This is a genomic window from Legionella quinlivanii (assembly GCF_900461555.1).
GTDB classification, from domain to species: Bacteria; Pseudomonadota; Gammaproteobacteria; order Legionellales; family Legionellaceae; genus Legionella_C; species Legionella_C quinlivanii.
The window spans coordinates 656,626-672,632 of sequence record NZ_UGOX01000001.1; the positions used below are offsets into that span (position 1 = coordinate 656,626).

Sequence of the window (16,007 nt, forward strand, 5' to 3'; positions counted from 1 at the left end):
AATGCTAGCGCTTGCAGCCAACCGCCGGACTTGGATTCACCTTGTCCGAATTACGGCAGAGCCTGCTCGCAACAACCTGTAAATGAATAAAAACAATAAAAGGAAGAATAAAATCATGAACCGATTAGCACTCACCTTAACCCTTGCTTGCACCGTAGCATTAAGCGCCTGCAATAAAAATCCCTTGCAGTCACGACCACAAGCCGAACAGGTCAATGCGTTAATGCAAGCCTCGCGCACCGCCGAAAAGGCCATGCACTTAACCACTGGCACTGGCGGGGGCTATTATCCGAGCTGCATGGGGTTGAATGATGCCCATATCGATTGCGACTTATTGTTTAAGCTCATGGTTGATGAACTCCGAACGCATCCCGCCTTTGCTTCTGTTGAGGTTAAACAGATTACCGACAAGTCCTTCTATAACCCCATTGCACTTGCCTACCAGCAACGCGTGTTTAACAGCATTGAGGACTAGCCAATGGAAAGCCCAACTTATGCCAACCTCATTAGCCAATTGACCGGCCAAATCGATGCCATCAGCAAAACCTTTGTGATGAATGGTTATCAGGCACTGGCTAACCACTTGGAAAAGCCTTTGGCAAGTGCTTGTGTATTTGCCTTGGTCTTAATGGGGTTTGGCATCATGATGGGCTTTATCCGCATGCCGTCTAAGGATTTAATGAAATTAGCCTTACGAATCGGCGGTATTTACCTTTTCGCCATGAACTGGGGCTTTTTCTCTGAATACTTTGTCGGGTTATTCGTCAATGGGGCGAGTGAGCTGGGCGGTGTATTGATGAAAGCTAATCTCTCAGGCCTATCCGTGGACGGGGTGAACAGCGGTTTGCAATCGGTTTTAAATGAGGTGGTTCGCGTAGGGGCTTGGACGTGGGACAAGGCCAGCTTTAAACACTGGAGCCCGATTTTTGTCGCCTTAATGATTTATCTCTCAGGCCTTGCGGTCATAGGTTTGGCCTTATTTGAACTCATTATCGCAAAATTGATGCTCGCAGTGTGTTTAAGTACCGCGCCCATTTTTATCCTCTTCACCTTGTTTGATGTGACCAAATCCTTTTTTGAGCGCTGGATAGGCGTACTGGTAGGTTTCTCGCTAATACTAGTCTTTGTGTCGTCTGTAGCCAGCTTTTGCATGCGCCTGATTCATTGGGCAGTCTATGCGCATTATGCCAACCATGCCCTTGATATCGGCCTATCGGATTGGATCCCAATCGTATTAGTCGCTGCCTTTTGTGTCATGGCCTTGCTCGAAGTCACCGCCATTGCCAAAAGCATTGGCGCTTCCTGCTCGACCAGCAACGGCGCTGCCATGCTCGGCGGGTTTGTCGGTGGCGCAATCGGGGCAAGCCGTAAAGCGCAAGATGCCAGCAGCAAATCACAGGAGGCTTTAAAGCAAATGGTGCCGGCCAGTGCCAAATCCCCGGTGCAAGTCTATCAAGCGTCACGCTCCCCCTTAAACCTTCAATCCTTTCGAGGTTAATCATGACAACAAGCAAACAGCCGTTAAATGAGTATTTTAAACAAGCCAAGCACTGGGCGGATGACCAGTTCGCCCGAGTGGAAGTTTCAAGAAACCGTTATCAAATGGCCTTTTTCACTTCGATGGGATTGAACCTTTGTGCGGTGCTTGCGGTTGCCGTATTGGCGCCGATGCAAACACTCGTGCCGATGCTGGTACACCATTATGACAATGGCCTAACCACGATTGAACCCGTCACTCAAACCAATGCCCCCATCAATCAAACGCAGGTTGAAAGCGACATTGTGCGTTACATCACGCACCGCGAAAGTTATGAAGTCAGCGCGTATCGCGCCCAATACGACTTGGTAGGGCTTTTATCCAGCGATTCGGTCAATGATGAATACCTTCGCGAGCAATCCAAAAGCAATGCGCAATCCCCCGTGTTGCAGCTCGGCACCAAGTTCACGCGAAGCGTGCACGTGTACAGCATTAACTTCCTCGACAATGTGCTGTTCAACGACAAGGATTTTCCACGAAACCATTACAACGTGGCCGAGGTGGTCTTTACCCTAATCGACACCGATAAAGCCACCGGCCAGCAAAGGGAAACCCAATACAACGCTTTAATTTCATGGGTGTATAACCAGCCCTCGAATGCGCCGGATATCCGCTGGAAAAACTGGGATGGCTTTCAGGTGACCCGTTATAGCAAACAACTTCGGAATGTGTGAGGTGATGATGAAGAAATTAATAACGATGGTGGCATTGCTTGCCAATACGATTGCCTTTGGGCAACAACTGCCCCAATCAACCAAGCAGGATGCACGGGTAACGCTCGTGCCTTTTCAAGAGCATAATGTCGTTAAGCTCAAGGCGCGCACCTTTACCACCACGCAAATTCTGTTTAACCCCAAAGAAACCATTCTCGCCGTGGAAGGAGGCGACACTGCCGGCTGGATGGTGACCTATCATGAACACTTGCCTTATATGGTGTTTGTCAAACCCACGTTGTTTGATAGCAATACCAATATGACCGTGGTGACTAATAAGCATAATTATTATTTTCAGGTGACCAGCAACAAGTCCATCAAAGAAACGGCCGTCAAACCCATCTATGCGCTTCAGTTTACTTACCCTGAAGAAGAAAAAGCCAAGCTTGAGGCAGCGCGAAAAGCGGCCGTACTGCGTAACCAAGCCCTTCGCCAACAGCACAAAGACCCTAAAACATTGAACTGGAACTATCGCTTCAGTGGCAGTGCGGAGTTAACCCCGCAGCATGTCTATGACGATGGGCAATTTACCTATTTTGAATTCACCCCCACTCAACCAGTGCCAGCAGTGTTTGCTGTCGATAACAAGCAAGGTAAAGAGTCAATTGTCAATACGCGCCGTCAAGGGCATCTCTTAATCATTCAGCGCTTAAGCCCGCAGTTTACCTTGCGAAGCGGTGGTTTAGTGGCATCCATTTTTAACAGCAATGAAATCGAACGACTTCGACAAGGCAGGAGGTAAGCATGCAACCTACAGAACACAATAATGATGCACCATTAAGCGACTTATCCCAAGTGACACCGCCTAAGAAGTCCTATTTCGGAATAAATCCTAAACTGGCGGTGGTAATGGGTGTTTCAATTACCCTGTTAGGCTATGCGTTTATGCCAAAGCATGCGAAAACGGTCAAGGCAGAAGAACCAGCCAGCCATTCGCAAAACGATTACACCTTGTCACAGAATCTTGAGCTGATTGAGAAGATGAAGGCAGACGCTGCCAAGCCCCTTCACCAGGGCGACAATCAGTTAGCGCATGCAAAACCCATCAGACCGCCCAAGCTTCGCCATAAAGAACACTTAAGCAAGGAAATGTTAGCACGCATGAATGCGCCGACTACCTTTCTGGTGAACCGGCAAGCGGCTGGTAGCGCTTTGGAGGCCGGACAATCAGGAACAACCAATACTTTTGCAGGCAATAATCCAAATACCCAGTTTTTAAATCAGCAAAATGAAATTACTTCCGTAACCGCCCAGAAGTTACCGCATCCTGCAGCCACCGTACCCGCAGGCGAAATGCTGGCAGCTACCTTGGAAACGGCCATTAACTCGGAATTGCCGGGCATGGTGCGCGCCATTACCCTGCGCGATATTTTTTCATTGGAAGGTCAGCATTGTTTGATTCCTAAAGGCTCGGTCTTGGTCGGTCAATTTGATTCGCAGGTAGTGGATGGGCAAAGCCGCATCTTAGTGGTTTGGAATCGTATCCAGCTCACCAATGGGGTTATCGTGAGCTTAAACAGCCCCAGCACGGATGCAATAGGCCGTTCAGGACAAGGCGCCGATTATATCAATCGCCATTTCTTTGAGCGATTTGGCACCAGTGCCTTGTTGTCCATCTTGGGTGCTTATACGGCCACCAGTGGCGTTAACGGACAAGACCAATATAATTCCCAGTCGCAATACCGCAATGCGATTGCATCAAGCTTTCAGCAAACCGCAGGGCAGGCCGTCAATGCAGGCATGGCCATTCGACCGACTTTACAAGTCAATCAAGGTACCTTAATCAATGTCTTTGTTGCGCATGACTTGGATTTCTTTGGTGTCAGTGGAGGCAGAGGTTAATGACTGAGAAATCGTTCTACGCGCCGGGTTCAGACGGCTTGTTAGCCCCCTTATCGCCTTGGCTTAATGATGTCAGCGTCTCTGAAATCCTAATCAATCGACCGCGAGAAGTATTTGTCGAGCAACAGGGTAAAATGCAGGTGCATACCGTGCCGGCATTGGATAGCCTTCATCTAAAGCGGCTCTTTGGCTTGATAGCCAATGAGAATAAACAGCTTTTAAATGAAGTAAATCCCTTGTTATCCGGTAATCTAATGGATGGCTCACGGGTGCAATTAGTAATTCCACCAGCCGCGAAGCATTATACCTTGTCAATTCGCCGTCAAACCGTGGCTAGTCGCAATTTAAACGATTACGAGCGGGATTTTTATCGGAATGCCAACCCCTTTTTAATAGACGGGAAAAATTCGCTGGAAAGTGATACCGATACACAATTACTAGCCCTTTACCGCAAACAATGTTGGCCTGAATTTATCGAGTCGGCCGTCTTGGCTAAAAAAAATATTGTGATTTCGGGCGGTACGTCATCCGGTAAAACCACCTTCTTAAATGCCTGCTGTCAACGAATCCCTGAGCATGAGCGCATTATCACTTTAGAGGATACTTACGAACTGCGATTGCCTCATTCCAATCAAGTGAATTTGCTAGCCCCTAAAACCAAAAGTGAATCAGCTCTTTGCATGCAAGACTTGGTGCAATGCTCCTTAAGGCTTCGCCCTGACCGTTTGATGATGGGCGAAATCAGAGGGCGAGAGATATTGGATTTTATTGCTGCTTGCTCCACCGGACATGAAGGGTCAATGACCAGTATTCATGCCAATAACCCGCAAATCGCACTGATGCGCATGGTGCAGCTCTATAAACTCAACAATGTGCCCTCGATGCGCGATGACGATATCTTGCGCGAAATCAATCAAGTAGTGGATGTCATCATTCAACTGCAAAAAACACCCAATGGACGCGGTATTTCATGGATTTATTTCAAAGGAGCAACCCCGGAACTATTAATGAGGTGATTCATGAAAAAATTCGCTATTACTGCCTTGTCTTGTCTGTGTTTTAACAGTGCTCAAGCAGGTGATGTTGACATGTGGGAACACATTGGCAAGCTGCAAGACCAAATGGTCTTGGTTTCCAATCAAATAATCGTTTTGGCGAATCGAATTGCCTCCATTCCCGCAGGCCCTCAAGGTCCACAGGGCATTCCGGGGCAAAAAGGGGAACGAGGTCCAGCAGGCCATTATCAGGCCGGTAGTGGCATTCGCATTGAAGGGGAAGTCATTAGTGCCAATATCATTACGCATCAAATAGGGGAGCTGTATCAAGGCGGGATAGTCTTCTGGGTCGATAACACCGGCCAGCATGGTTTAATTGCTAGCAAGAATGACGTCAATAGTGAAGGCATTCAATGGCGCAATGGGGAAAGCGGCAACAAGATTACCAATGCACGTGCGGATGGCATTGGTGCAGGCGAATCCAATACCCGTTTAATCATTGCCGAACAAACCATTGATAACCAAACCGGTCAATTTGCAGCCCTTCTGGCGAATCAATACAGCGTGTCAGAGGATGGGGAAACGCCTTGTGTAACGCCCGCTAATCCGCAAAGCCTTTGTTATGGCGGTTGGTATCTACCCTCAATCTATGAACTAAGCCTTTTAAAAGCCAATTTACAACCGCAGGGATTAGCGAGTTTTGCACCTGACTATTATTGGAGCTCAACCGAATGCGGTGTTTCCAAGGCATGGCTGCAGAACTTTAGCACGGGTGAAGTTCTTGCCAGTGACAAGTCCAGCACTTTAGGGCATGTTCGCGCTGTGCGTCAGTTTTAAGAAGGGTAAATCATGAAAAAGGCAATCACGCTTACTATTTGCTGCCTACTGATTCTGGAGCTAGCCAGCGTTCTTTCCCTTTGGTGTTTAAGTCTTACCAATACCCCTTATCCGTGGTCGCTCTTCATACTGCTTCGCTTTGGTTATTATGGGTTAGGTGTGGGCATGCTATTGCTTGCAGGGCTTCCCTTCGTATTGACAGCCAGTTTTATCAAAGGTGGCTTTACGCGCTGGTTAAGCGGTATGGTGGCGGTGTTTATTATTCTTTTACTGGTAAGCGTTATTGGAGGCGTTGCGCTCTATCAATGGTGGTCACAAGAAACCTTTACCAGCATGGCTGAACTGTTTAATTTCCTGCTATGGCTTTCCAGTGAACCCGATGCATTGAGACGGTTCATCGGCTGTGAGCTAGTCAGCTTCTTTTTAGTCTTCGCCCTTCCAGCTCACAGCGTATTTGAACTGGTTCGCCCTGGCAATAAAGTATTAGGCAATGCCCATTTTGCCAACGGCTATGAAATCCAGAAAGCAGGCTTTTTTAAAAAAAAAGAGGAAAGTCTAATCATCGGTAAAAAATACGGCGTTCCTTTATATTCCAATGGTTTTGAGCATGTCTTGGTCTTTGCCCCGTCCGGGAGTGGTAAAACGCGCAGTATTGCCATTCCCAATCTATTTAATTACCCCTATTCAGTGGTATGCAATGACGTGAAGTTGACCCTGTTTGAAACAACGTCCGGTTATCGAAAAAATGTCTTAGGCCATGAATGCTATTGTTTTGCACCAACGCATCCACAAGGCAGAACCCATCGCTTTAACCCATTAGCCAGCATCAGTACCGATGAAAATCAGCGCATGACTGATATTCAGCGAAACGCACATATTCTTATCCCCGATAATCCAAAAGGGGATGTCATCTGGACACAAGCCAGCCGGAAGCTCTTCAAATGCCTGACCCTATATTTATTAGATACGCCCGAACGGCCTACGACTTTGGGCGAAATGAATCGATTAATAAAACAGCAGCAATTCGATGTGTGGTTGCAAGACTTGCTCGATAATACAAACCACCTAGACCCAGAGTTCTACCGCAACGGTTATTCCTATATCAATAATCATGAGAAAACCCGCAGCTCGATTTTAGAATCCTTCTCGGGTTATTTAGAGCTCTTTGACGATCCATTCATTGATGCAGCCACAAGTGCTAACGATTTTGATTTTAAAGACTTACGACGCAAGAAAATGACTATTTATGTCGGTTTCAGTGATGATGACATGGAACGCCTAGCCCCCTTACTCACCTTGTTCTGGCAACAATTAATTTCAGCCATGATCCGTGAAATACCCAATCCCAAAAAAGAGCCTTATCCTTTATTATGCCTTATTGATGAGTTTTCATCTTTAGGCCGTATTGAGCGTTTACGGCGTTCATTAAAGTTACTCCGCGAATACCGAGTGCGCTGCATCCTCATGTTCCAGTACATTGCCCAAACCTATGAAAAATACTCACAGGATGAAGCCAAGGCCTTTACCAATATCAAAACGAAGGTGGCGTTTACGACTGAAGATCTAGGGGATGCCGAGTTCATCAGCAAAATGTTGGGTACTAAAACGCAGCGGGTAGCGAATGAATCCACCTCCTTACAAGTACAAGGCATTAGCAATAGTCATGGTAAAAATTATCAGGCCGTGCCGTTAATGCGACCTGAAGCAATTATGAAGATCTCGGCAGAGAATACATTAATCATGCGCTCTGGGTTTCCTTCGGTTAAAGCTAGCCAATTCATTTGGTATAAAGAGTCGTTTAAGGCTTTACCTCAGCCTTGTTTGCAGACCCCTGTTCAAATGATCAAAAGGAATCCATTTAAAAGAGAAGCATATCAATCATCGAGTCACACAGATTTACTTTAAATTGCCAGCACTTTGTTGCATATAAATAAAATGAACTAACTGAGGTAAATTATTTAATAGATTACTAAGACAATGCTTTTGAACTCAGACTAAAATGTAAAAAATGCTTTTACATAGATGGTTTTATGTAAAATTTAATTTTGCGTTTACCTTGGCTTATTCTACTAGTTTACATGCATTAATTATCCAAGGCGTGGGATGGATAAAGGTTTTCCATCCATAGAAGGCCAGTCACATTGTAAAACTAACTTGGGAACGACTTCCTAAATCATTTTTCTCAATATCTTCATCACATAGTATGGCACGAGTGCTAATAGCAACCATGTAAATATTAATAGTATTCTCTGAGTTCATGCCAACCAAATCCTGTGCGGAAATCTCTTTTTTTTGACATACAAAGTTACCCGCCTCGATTAAATTAAGCTCATCTTCAAAACTAAACGTTGTGCCGTCATCATTTTCATAATTAGGATCAGACTCAATTTCAGCGTTTAAACAGTCTTTTAATACCAAACTCAAATACTCTTTAGCTTCTTCAAGATGCTCCGCAAATAAACTAATCTCATAATAAATATTGGTAGTTCTTACAATAAGTTTAAATGGTTCAAGAAATTTAGGCGGTTCAAGTTTAGACATAAAGTTATCTATAATTTACAAAGATTAAAACTATACCAATTTACCAATAATTTCGTCAAATTGATTCTTTAAGCCGGGGTGATTAAAAGTGTAGGTCTTCTCAGTTCAACCTAATGATTGATACCTACTATGGCAAAAAACATTACAGTAATTAAAGTATTCCTAATGCATTAGCATCACAGAGGCCCGAGAAACGTCAATTTCAACAACCCCAGAGGTCTGGTTAATTGTAAACCAGATTTTTTACTTACAAAAAAGAAAAATACAATGGTGATAATTTAATTGGATGATAGTTAACATTTTTAATTTAGAATCATGAATCTGATTCTCCCATAAAGCAGTAGAAACCTATATTATATGGAAATGTTTATAGGATCATATGCCGGGACAAAATGGCCCGACATACGATAAAGATGATTGTTACATCTCCAATGTCTTGCTTGTGTTGGGAGACTCTTCCGACTCTTTTCGTTGCTTTTTAAAGAAACCAACTTGATGCTCTTTTTCATTAGGTTGTAATACATCCTGATTACGTTTTATACCAGTATTTTCTGAAAGCACTGGCGATAGATTTCCCTTAAAAATTTCTTCACATCGAGCGCGTAAGAAGGCAGCTTGTGGTAATTGATTTCCTGATAACAACTCATCCACATGCCTTGCTCTTTGGTGCATTACTTGCAGATTTTTGCTTTCTTTTTCCCTTAATTGCTCCAGTTCTATGGCCTGTTGAAGTGTAGCTGGCTGCCTAGATCCAGAGGCTGCAAAATTAATACTATGATCGTCAAATAATATTATTTCGCCTCGGTAAATTAAATCGGCCATTTCAAATTCTGCTTCATGCTGGCGGGGTGAGTTATTGCGTCTCACAATACCTTCATATTGTAAAAATGAACGAATAAAATCACCTTGCTCCGCAAGGAGTTTAGCAATGACAAAATCAGCTTCATCGGGATCGCCAGTAAATTTACTAATCACTTCCTTGATTAAATTAACTTCAGCATAATTCACAGTTTCTCTTGCGTATACATGGCGCAATACAGATTTCATAAATGCCAGACACATCTCTTTCAATTCTTTGTGCTGATTAATTAGTTTTCTATTGTCCTCAAGCCAACTTAAAGCATTTCCTAATTTTCCGCTTCCTAATTGGCGCAGTTGATAGCGAAATATGAACTTAAGCACTTCTAAATCGTCTGAATTATTGCGCAATGCATTTTTAACGTTAAATGACAGTCCAAAACCACCCTGAGAAATGGGCTTAATAAGCTCATTTAATATGCGGATCTTTCCAAGCCTAACCGCTAAGGATACAGGGGTAAAGCCGATAATATCTCTTGTATTGAGTGAAAGACCAAAACCACCCTGTGCGACAGGCTTTATTAGCTCACGCAACATCTCCACTTGATCGCCCATGACCGCACTTAATACTAAGTCACCACCATTATGATCTTTGGTATTAATTGAGAGTCCAAACTTACCGCCTTCAGAATGAGGGCGCACTAACTCTCTAAGCATATCAATTCGCCCATGCTGAGCCGCTGTAAACAGGTGGTCCTCCGCTTTAAAAATACCAATATGCATTGGAAGATTAAGTCCGCCCTCTTCCTTAGGATTAATTAGCTCGTGTAACGCCGCCACATTTCCGGATGCAACAACGAGTGAAACCGCTTCCAAAGCGTCTAGTGGGCGAAAACCGTTTGGATGGGGATCTGCCAATCCTAACCCCCCCTCATCTGTGGGTCGAATCATAGTTTTCAATATGTCGCTTCGTCCAAGAGATGCCGCTATCAATTTGGCATTAGGATGTATTAATTTTTTAGTTGCTAACCATTCCAAAGTATCTTGCCTGTCATTAAGAATTGCTATTGTCGTAGCAATCTCAGAGGCACTTTTGAATTGACTGTCATAATAATTGAAATCAATTTTATCGATGAATGACTCTAACTTTTCAACAGGTACATTTCCTATTAAATAGAGATAGGCCGCTTGATGGATGCTTTTAAACGATTCTAAACTTAAAATATCAAACACTAGCTCTACATTAAGGGTTTTATCGTAACACTCTAAAAATATACGAAGTGCCTTTTGATCGTATTTGGAATAGGCAAGCTCAAATGCAGTTTGACCATTGCTATTTTTGGTATTAAAGTCAGTTCGATTATTGTTAGCAATTAATTCAATTGCTCGATAATCTTTCTTAATCACCGCATTATGTAACAAAAAGTCTTTCACATTATTTGTTTGTGATTGTACCTCTTGGGTTTCTTTTGAACTACTATCATTAGGCATAAAATTAACTCTAGATTATTTAAGTGACTATTATTGTATCAAAAGAAAGCTAAAGGATCTACATTTAGCCTTATTGACTATTTATAGGTCGCATGGATTTCTACTTAAGTTTAAAGCAGGAAACTATGGGTTTTATCTAACTGCATACGATTTCTGATGTTTATCAGTAAGTTAGGCAAGTCCCGTTTTAATTTATGCACTAAGGGTTCATTAGAAACAATTTGACCAGCTATATTTTGAATAATTTTGTCTGATTCTTTCCCCTGAAAACCTGTCAGTTTTCTACGGATTGCAACAAGTTCATCATATTGTTGTAATAAGGGATATTCTTTTTTTAGTTCCTTATATACAGTCTGTCTTTGGTTTTGTTGCAAAGTATGTAAGCGCTCCTTGAAGGTATATTCGCTCATGTGGGCTTTCTTAAGCTCCTGAGAGATGAAAAGCCTGTCATTGGTTAATGTAACCGTTTGAGCGCGCTTGCAGAGTTCATGGTCACTAATTAGATTTGATGGTGAACGGATGATAGCTCGGATAGTTTTTAAGGTTTCGTGACGACAGGCTTCTTTTTGAATCTGGCTATCATCAATCTGTTTAAAGTTCGTTGTCGCCAACTGCCCTGGCATAAGCTGTTGTTTAATATCTGAAGCCTTTTTATCTCGTGCACAGGCCAGCTTATAAAAATCATCGTATTTTTTAAGAGATGACATTTCGATGCCAAGCTTTTCAGATTTGGTTTGTAACTGCTGATATTGGTTAGCAATTCGATTTCTAAGGTCAATATACTGAGCTATATTCCTAGCCACTTCTCTGATGGCATTTCGATTTTCAATATGACCAGAAAGCTTTTGCGATTTAACGACTTGCGCATAGTTATAGAGATAATTCGCTTTATCCCTAATTATCTGGGAAGCGGAAGATATACGCTTAACCGCGCGCTCAACCAGATTATCAAACTTAAACCCGTGCCGAATGCCAAGATTCATCGGGTAATCAATAACGTTATCCTGTAGAGTTTTACGCGATAGCTGTTCAACCATTACTTTGAAACTAGGATAATTTTTACTGTTTGCAAATATTTTTAGTTTTTCTTTGTGGCGGGTAAAGGCAACAAAGCTTAATGCTCTATCCCACCATTGGGTATCAATACAAACATAGGTGTTTTCAACGGACATACCTTGTGATTTATGAACGGTCATGGCATAGGCATAATCAATCTGCATGTAACGCTTAGGCACGTTAACAGTAGCCCCTGAATCTAAAACTGCGGTGAAGCCTTCCTCATTGACTTGAGTAATCGTGGCTAAATCGCCGTTCTTTACACCGATATCTTTATCGCCTTTCTTGAAGAATATGCGTTCACCTTTTGCCAGGTAAAAATCTTGCAGACCCGTTTGTTCGACATAACGCCTTAAGTGCGAAGATACTATAATTTCCCGGCCGTCATTCATATTGAGTGTAATGTTCTGCTCGTCATCTACTGCGGATATCCGGCCTTGTTCGCCACCGATAAGACCTAATTCATTATCGCTGTGAGTGACCATGATGTATTGGCCGGGTTGGTATCGCCGGTTCTTGCTTTTTATTTCCTTGATGATGTTGACTTGCTCAGTAGCCAGAATCCCTTTTTGCATTAGAAGTTCGCGAGCGTTTAAATTCAGACTATCCACGGTCACATTGGCATGCGCAATGATGATGCTATTTCGTAAATCCTCATGCTGGTTAATGTTAGCTTGCCAAGCGTTAATCAGCAGCTCACTTGCATTGTTTGAGCGTTCGTTATCAGCAATCACTATCGCATTTTGTTCGAGGTAATGAGTAAGCCCTGTTTCAATATTGCCCTTTGCCAATTCAATACTGGCTTGGCGGTCACCAGCATGCCGTTGTCGTTTGATATCGACCATCGTAAAACAGCCGACTTGAGAAGCAATCCCTTTGAAAATGGCACCTTTTTTTATCGGTTTAAGCTGGTCAGGGTCACCGACTAAAATCAGTTTTGCCTTGGCTTCTTTCACCCGCTCAATGAGATAAGACATATTGGCAAAATCCACCATGCCCGCTTCATCAATGATTAAAATATCATTGGCATTCAAGCTCAGTTTGCCTGACATCAGTTGCGCCGTTAATGAGGCAATGGTGGATGATTCGATGCCAGATTCAATCTGTAATTGTTTGGCAACTTTTCCGGAAAGGGTTGCCCCTAGTACGCGGCAACCTTGCTGCTGGTAGAAATCTTTAACGGGGGTTAACATGTAACTTTTACCAACACCCGGCCGGCCAATAATACAGCTAATATCCCCACCGTTTACGATAAATTCAAAGGCTTGTTGTTGTTCTTCGCTGAGGGTTGTGGCTTGTAAAAACTGGCCGGTATCGGTTTGATAGACATGGCCAGTTCTTTCCTGAAGACGCTCCACAGCGTTTAAAAGTTTGCTTTCTTGCAAATACTGATGCCGAGTGGTGAAGGCTTTCTGGCCTTGCTCATTTTCGCCCAGGCAAATGACGTTTTTATCGGAGAGTACACGCTCCACCGTCACTTGAAAAAACTCGTTGTAATTTTCTTGGGTGATAGTTTTGAATAACAGGGTTTCGATATCTTTTCGAGTGAATACGCTGTGTTCAATCGACAGAATATTGATGAAGTTCTCGATATCGTTTAAAACAATTTCTTCGCGTGCTTGCTTAATGAGCTCATTTTCTTCAAGGAGATAATGACTCGCTTTATCCCTGAAACCGCCGTGATGTCGTTCTGGAATGATGTGATTTAGGTCAACCGTTAAATCAATACCCTTTTCAGCAAAATAAGAGTCTTGAAACTCTCGCCATTGCTGATGCCATTGTTCTTTTTCAGTAATAAACCCTTTTGCGAACTGCGGGTTTAAATCACGAGCTTTGTGTTTTGCAAATTGATTTTTCTCTAATCGTCGGGTGGTGATTAGGATGTGCGCATGCGGATTGCCATCTCCGTGGTCGTGAATAGAAATATCCGCCGGAATTCCCTTATCGACAAAATGGACTTGAGCAAAACGCTTGGCTAATTCGATTTGCTGAACTAAATCCAATTCTTTGGGGAGGGCGAGCATTATATCTTTGCAGACTTGAGCGTTTTTCCTTGTTTCTGCTCTTTCAACTTCGTTCCAGATGAATTCTCGTTCTGTAAAACTCTGCTCAGTTCCTTCTGGTAAGAGAAGTTCAGAATACTGTACATCATGCCTGTGGCTGAAATCATAAGTTAAGCCCAGTCGTTCATCATATAGCTTAATTCCAGCACGATACGCGGCAGCTGCCACAGCACTGTGCCCTTTGCTCCTGCTATGCACCGAAATATTCGCATAGGAAATCGCCATATGCGTGAATTTAGCAAACAAACGACAGTTTGTATATTGCGCCCTTAGAAAAATTCTTTTCTTCGGGACAGGTGGAATTCGCTGACGCTCATGTGATAAAGCTATTGAACTCGGAGATCTGTGGGTATATGATAATTTTGATCTCGTTCAAATTTGCGGAGTAATTATGTCAAAGAAGACAATATCGCAAATGGAAGCTGTACTTATGGATAAAATTCAAAAAGCAAAAGAAAAGCTGGATCTATTACAAGAGAAGCACCAGCTCAAAATCGGTCATTTGGCCTACAAGCACGGCCTGCATCAAATCGAACTCAATCAGCTAGATTCTCTTTTTGCCAAGTTAGCCCATGAGGTGATTCATGGACATCACTAAGCAAATTGCCAAACAGAAACAAATTATCTGCCGAGAAGAAAAGTCTTTGATGATTGATAAGATAAAACAAAGGCGAGCAGAAACACGTCGGAAAATTGAATTAGGAGGTGTAGTTATAAAATCTGGAATGGGCGATTTTAATAAATCCGTAATTTTAGGATCTTTAAATTATGCATACGAAATATTAATAAGTGAAGCAGTATATAAAGAACTGTTTGAGATAAAAGGCGAACAATTATTTTTGAGCAAAAAAATATACAGTAAATAAATATCGCCTCAACTAGCTGCATACACATTTCTAGCAAAAACTAACTTGAAGAGAAAAATGAATCTAATGTACTAAAATCTATATATGCGGTATGAAAAGGAATATAAATGCCGAATACGATTAACATAGAAAGGATTCTTGATACTATCCAAGAGTCCTCTAATCATCTTCTTCTTGGCAATGGTTTTAGCATAAGTATTGAACCACGCTTCAATTATAAGAGCTTATTGGATGTAGCTATTTCAAAACTTCCAGATGCAAAAAAATTGTCATCAACATTATGTAGATTATTTCAGGATTTAAACACGTCAGACTTTGAAAAAACACTCAAATATCTTATTATTGCAAAAAAAATCAATGAAGTTTACGATTCTCTCCCTATTCAGAAAAAGTTACAGTCTGATATTGATAATATTAGACAATCTTTTATTGAGAGTTTTTTATTTGTACACCCACGATATTTACCAAGTGTAAATGAGAAGCATATTAAATTTATTTCTAAATTTGATAAGATTTTTACAACAAATTACGATCTATTGCTTTATTGGATTATTCTACAATACTATTCAAAAGAGAGAAAGGATGGTTTTGGTTATTTAGGTTTACCAGGAACCCCTTGGCTTGTTAATCCAATATGGATTAATGAGGAGGTGCAAAACACTTTTTATCTACACGGGGGATTTCATTTATATTCTCAGACGTTTACCTATAAAGAGACAGCGGAAGTTCATGAGGATGAGTATATTTCGTTACTTTCAAAAATCAATGAGAAAATTGAGGAAAATATCTACCCTCTAATTGTACTAGAAGGTTCATCCGATGAAAAATTATTAGTCATAAACTCTAGCCCTTATTTACAGAACAGCTTTAAAGCTCTAGGTAAATTAAAAGGTAACCTGTTTGTATTCGGATCTTCATTAAACATGCATTCGGATAAGCACTTGATTGACCAATTAAAAATTAGTGAACTAGATAAAATATACATAGGTTATTTTAACTCCCGCGATGATTTTGAAGATGTAAAATACCAACTGGAGAAAAATGGAAAAAAAGTCTTTTTTTATAGCTCCAAGGATTTATTTACCACTTAAGATTTGCTGCTAAACAAATAGTATCATTCTAATTGATTATCGCTGTCTCCATAAAGATAATTCAATAGCATTTCTTAACCCAGTACTGTTTTAGCTGCATTTAAAAATAATTTATTTCATAGATCTTCTAGTACAACACTTATCAGCTGGAGCAAGAATAATATGAGGGTGTCTTTG

Annotated in this window: 14 protein-coding genes; 11 read left to right on the plus strand and 3 right to left on the minus strand. The window is 42.0% G+C overall.

The window, feature by feature from the left end:
* Positions 1-115 precede the first annotated feature (115 nt).
* From DYH61_RS02890 to DYH61_RS02925, 8 genes are read left to right on the plus strand one after another with little or no spacing between them, the layout of a single operon-like run.
* Positions 116-475 (plus strand): hypothetical protein, encoded by a 360-nt coding sequence (locus tag DYH61_RS02890; RefSeq protein WP_058508247.1) that lies wholly within the window; start codon positions 116-118, stop codon positions 473-475.
* 3 nt (positions 476-478) lie between these two features.
* Positions 479-1,498: a TrbL/VirB6 family protein gene (locus DYH61_RS02895; RefSeq protein WP_058508246.1), complete on the plus strand. Its 1,020-nt coding sequence runs from the start codon at positions 479-481 to the stop codon at positions 1,496-1,498.
* Between the two features lie 2 nt (positions 1,499-1,500).
* Positions 1,501-2,211 carry a VirB8 family type IV secretion system protein gene (locus tag DYH61_RS02900; protein WP_058508245.1) on the plus strand — a complete coding sequence of 237 codons (711 nt, stop codon included), beginning with the start codon at positions 1,501-1,503 and terminating at the stop codon, positions 2,209-2,211.
* 4 nt (positions 2,212-2,215) lie between these two features.
* Positions 2,216-2,992: a P-type conjugative transfer protein VirB9 gene (virB9, locus tag DYH61_RS02905; RefSeq protein ID WP_058508390.1), complete on the plus strand. Its 777-nt coding sequence runs from the start codon at positions 2,216-2,218 to the stop codon at positions 2,990-2,992.
* A 2-nt stretch (positions 2,993-2,994) separates the two neighbouring features.
* Entirely contained in the window at positions 2,995-4,092 is a 1,098-nt protein-coding gene (locus DYH61_RS02910; RefSeq protein ID WP_058508244.1) for a TraB/TrbI/VirB10 family type IV secretion system protein, read from the plus strand.
* Positions 4,092-5,108 carry a P-type DNA transfer ATPase VirB11 gene (gene virB11 / locus DYH61_RS02915; protein ID WP_058508243.1) on the plus strand — a complete coding sequence of 339 codons (1,017 nt, stop codon included), beginning with the start codon at positions 4,092-4,094 and terminating at the stop codon, positions 5,106-5,108. The genes DYH61_RS02910 and virB11 overlap by 1 nt, the downstream gene beginning before the upstream one ends.
* 3 nt (positions 5,109-5,111) lie before the next feature.
* Complete coding sequence (locus DYH61_RS02920; protein ID WP_058508242.1) at positions 5,112-5,924, plus strand: DUF1566 domain-containing protein; 813 nt, start codon at positions 5,112-5,114, stop codon at positions 5,922-5,924.
* A 12-nt stretch (positions 5,925-5,936) separates the two neighbouring features.
* Positions 5,937-7,829: a type IV secretory system conjugative DNA transfer family protein gene (locus tag DYH61_RS02925; protein WP_058508241.1), complete on the plus strand. Its 1,893-nt coding sequence runs from the start codon at positions 5,937-5,939 to the stop codon at positions 7,827-7,829.
* Between the two features lie 231 nt (positions 7,830-8,060).
* Here the strand turns inward: DYH61_RS02925 and DYH61_RS02930 are convergent, their stop codons facing one another.
* The 3 genes from DYH61_RS02930 to traA all read right to left on the minus strand — a co-directional run bounded on the left by DYH61_RS02930 (position 8,061) and on the right by traA (position 14,119).
* Positions 8,061-8,465 carry a hypothetical protein gene (locus DYH61_RS02930; protein ID WP_058508240.1) on the minus strand — a complete coding sequence of 135 codons (405 nt, stop codon included), beginning with the start codon at positions 8,463-8,465 and terminating at the stop codon, positions 8,061-8,063.
* A 420-nt stretch (positions 8,466-8,885) separates the two neighbouring features.
* Positions 8,886-10,754 carry an ankyrin repeat domain-containing protein gene (locus tag DYH61_RS02935; protein ID WP_058508239.1) on the minus strand — a complete coding sequence of 623 codons (1,869 nt, stop codon included), beginning with the start codon at positions 10,752-10,754 and terminating at the stop codon, positions 8,886-8,888.
* A gap of 110 nt (positions 10,755-10,864) precedes the next feature.
* Positions 10,865-14,119: a Ti-type conjugative transfer relaxase TraA gene (gene traA, locus DYH61_RS02940; RefSeq protein WP_058508238.1), complete on the minus strand. Its 3,255-nt coding sequence runs from the start codon at positions 14,117-14,119 to the stop codon at positions 10,865-10,867.
* A gap of 145 nt (positions 14,120-14,264) precedes the next feature.
* Between traA and DYH61_RS02945 the strand changes: the two genes are divergently transcribed.
* The 3 genes from DYH61_RS02945 (at position 14,265) to DYH61_RS02955 (ending at position 15,830) form a co-directional block, all read left to right on the plus strand.
* Positions 14,265-14,471, plus strand: coding sequence for a hypothetical protein (locus tag DYH61_RS02945; RefSeq protein WP_058508237.1), 207 nt, complete (start codon positions 14,265-14,267; stop codon positions 14,469-14,471).
* The gene (locus DYH61_RS02950) at positions 14,458-14,739 is read left to right on the plus strand and encodes a conjugal transfer protein TraD (protein WP_058508236.1); all 282 of its coding nucleotides are present in this window, start codon (positions 14,458-14,460) and stop codon (positions 14,737-14,739) included. Before DYH61_RS02945 ends, DYH61_RS02950 begins: the two co-directional genes overlap by 14 nt.
* Before the next feature lie 107 nt (positions 14,740-14,846).
* A complete protein-coding gene (locus DYH61_RS02955; RefSeq protein ID WP_058508235.1) occupies positions 14,847-15,830 on the plus strand; it encodes a DUF4917 family protein in 984 nt (327 codons plus the stop codon).
* Positions 15,831-16,007: the final 177 nt, after the last annotated feature.

Coding starts and splice junctions, on each gene's coding strand:
- DYH61_RS02890 (WP_058508247.1), top strand. CDS start 116: ATGAACCGATTAGCACTCACCTTAACCCTTGCTTGCACCGTAGCATTA.
- DYH61_RS02895 (WP_058508246.1), top strand. CDS start 479: ATGGAAAGCCCAACTTATGCCAACCTCATTAGCCAATTGACCGGCCAA.
- DYH61_RS02900 (WP_058508245.1), top strand. CDS start 1,501: ATGACAACAAGCAAACAGCCGTTAAATGAGTATTTTAAACAAGCCAAG.
- virB9 (WP_058508390.1), top strand. CDS start 2,216: ATGATGAAGAAATTAATAACGATGGTGGCATTGCTTGCCAATACGATT.
- DYH61_RS02910 (WP_058508244.1), top strand. CDS start 2,995: ATGCAACCTACAGAACACAATAATGATGCACCATTAAGCGACTTATCC.
- virB11 (WP_058508243.1), top strand. CDS start 4,092: ATGACTGAGAAATCGTTCTACGCGCCGGGTTCAGACGGCTTGTTAGCC.
- DYH61_RS02920 (WP_058508242.1), top strand. CDS start 5,112: ATGAAAAAATTCGCTATTACTGCCTTGTCTTGTCTGTGTTTTAACAGT.
- DYH61_RS02925 (WP_058508241.1), top strand. CDS start 5,937: ATGAAAAAGGCAATCACGCTTACTATTTGCTGCCTACTGATTCTGGAG.
- DYH61_RS02930 (WP_058508240.1), bottom strand. CDS start 8,465: ATGTCTAAACTTGAACCGCCTAAATTTCTTGAACCATTTAAACTTATT.
- DYH61_RS02935 (WP_058508239.1), bottom strand. CDS start 10,754: ATGCCTAATGATAGTAGTTCAAAAGAAACCCAAGAGGTACAATCACAA.
- DYH61_RS02945 (WP_058508237.1), top strand. CDS start 14,265: ATGTCAAAGAAGACAATATCGCAAATGGAAGCTGTACTTATGGATAAA.
- DYH61_RS02950 (WP_058508236.1), top strand. CDS start 14,458: ATGGACATCACTAAGCAAATTGCCAAACAGAAACAAATTATCTGCCGA.
- DYH61_RS02955 (WP_058508235.1), top strand. CDS start 14,847: ATGCCGAATACGATTAACATAGAAAGGATTCTTGATACTATCCAAGAG.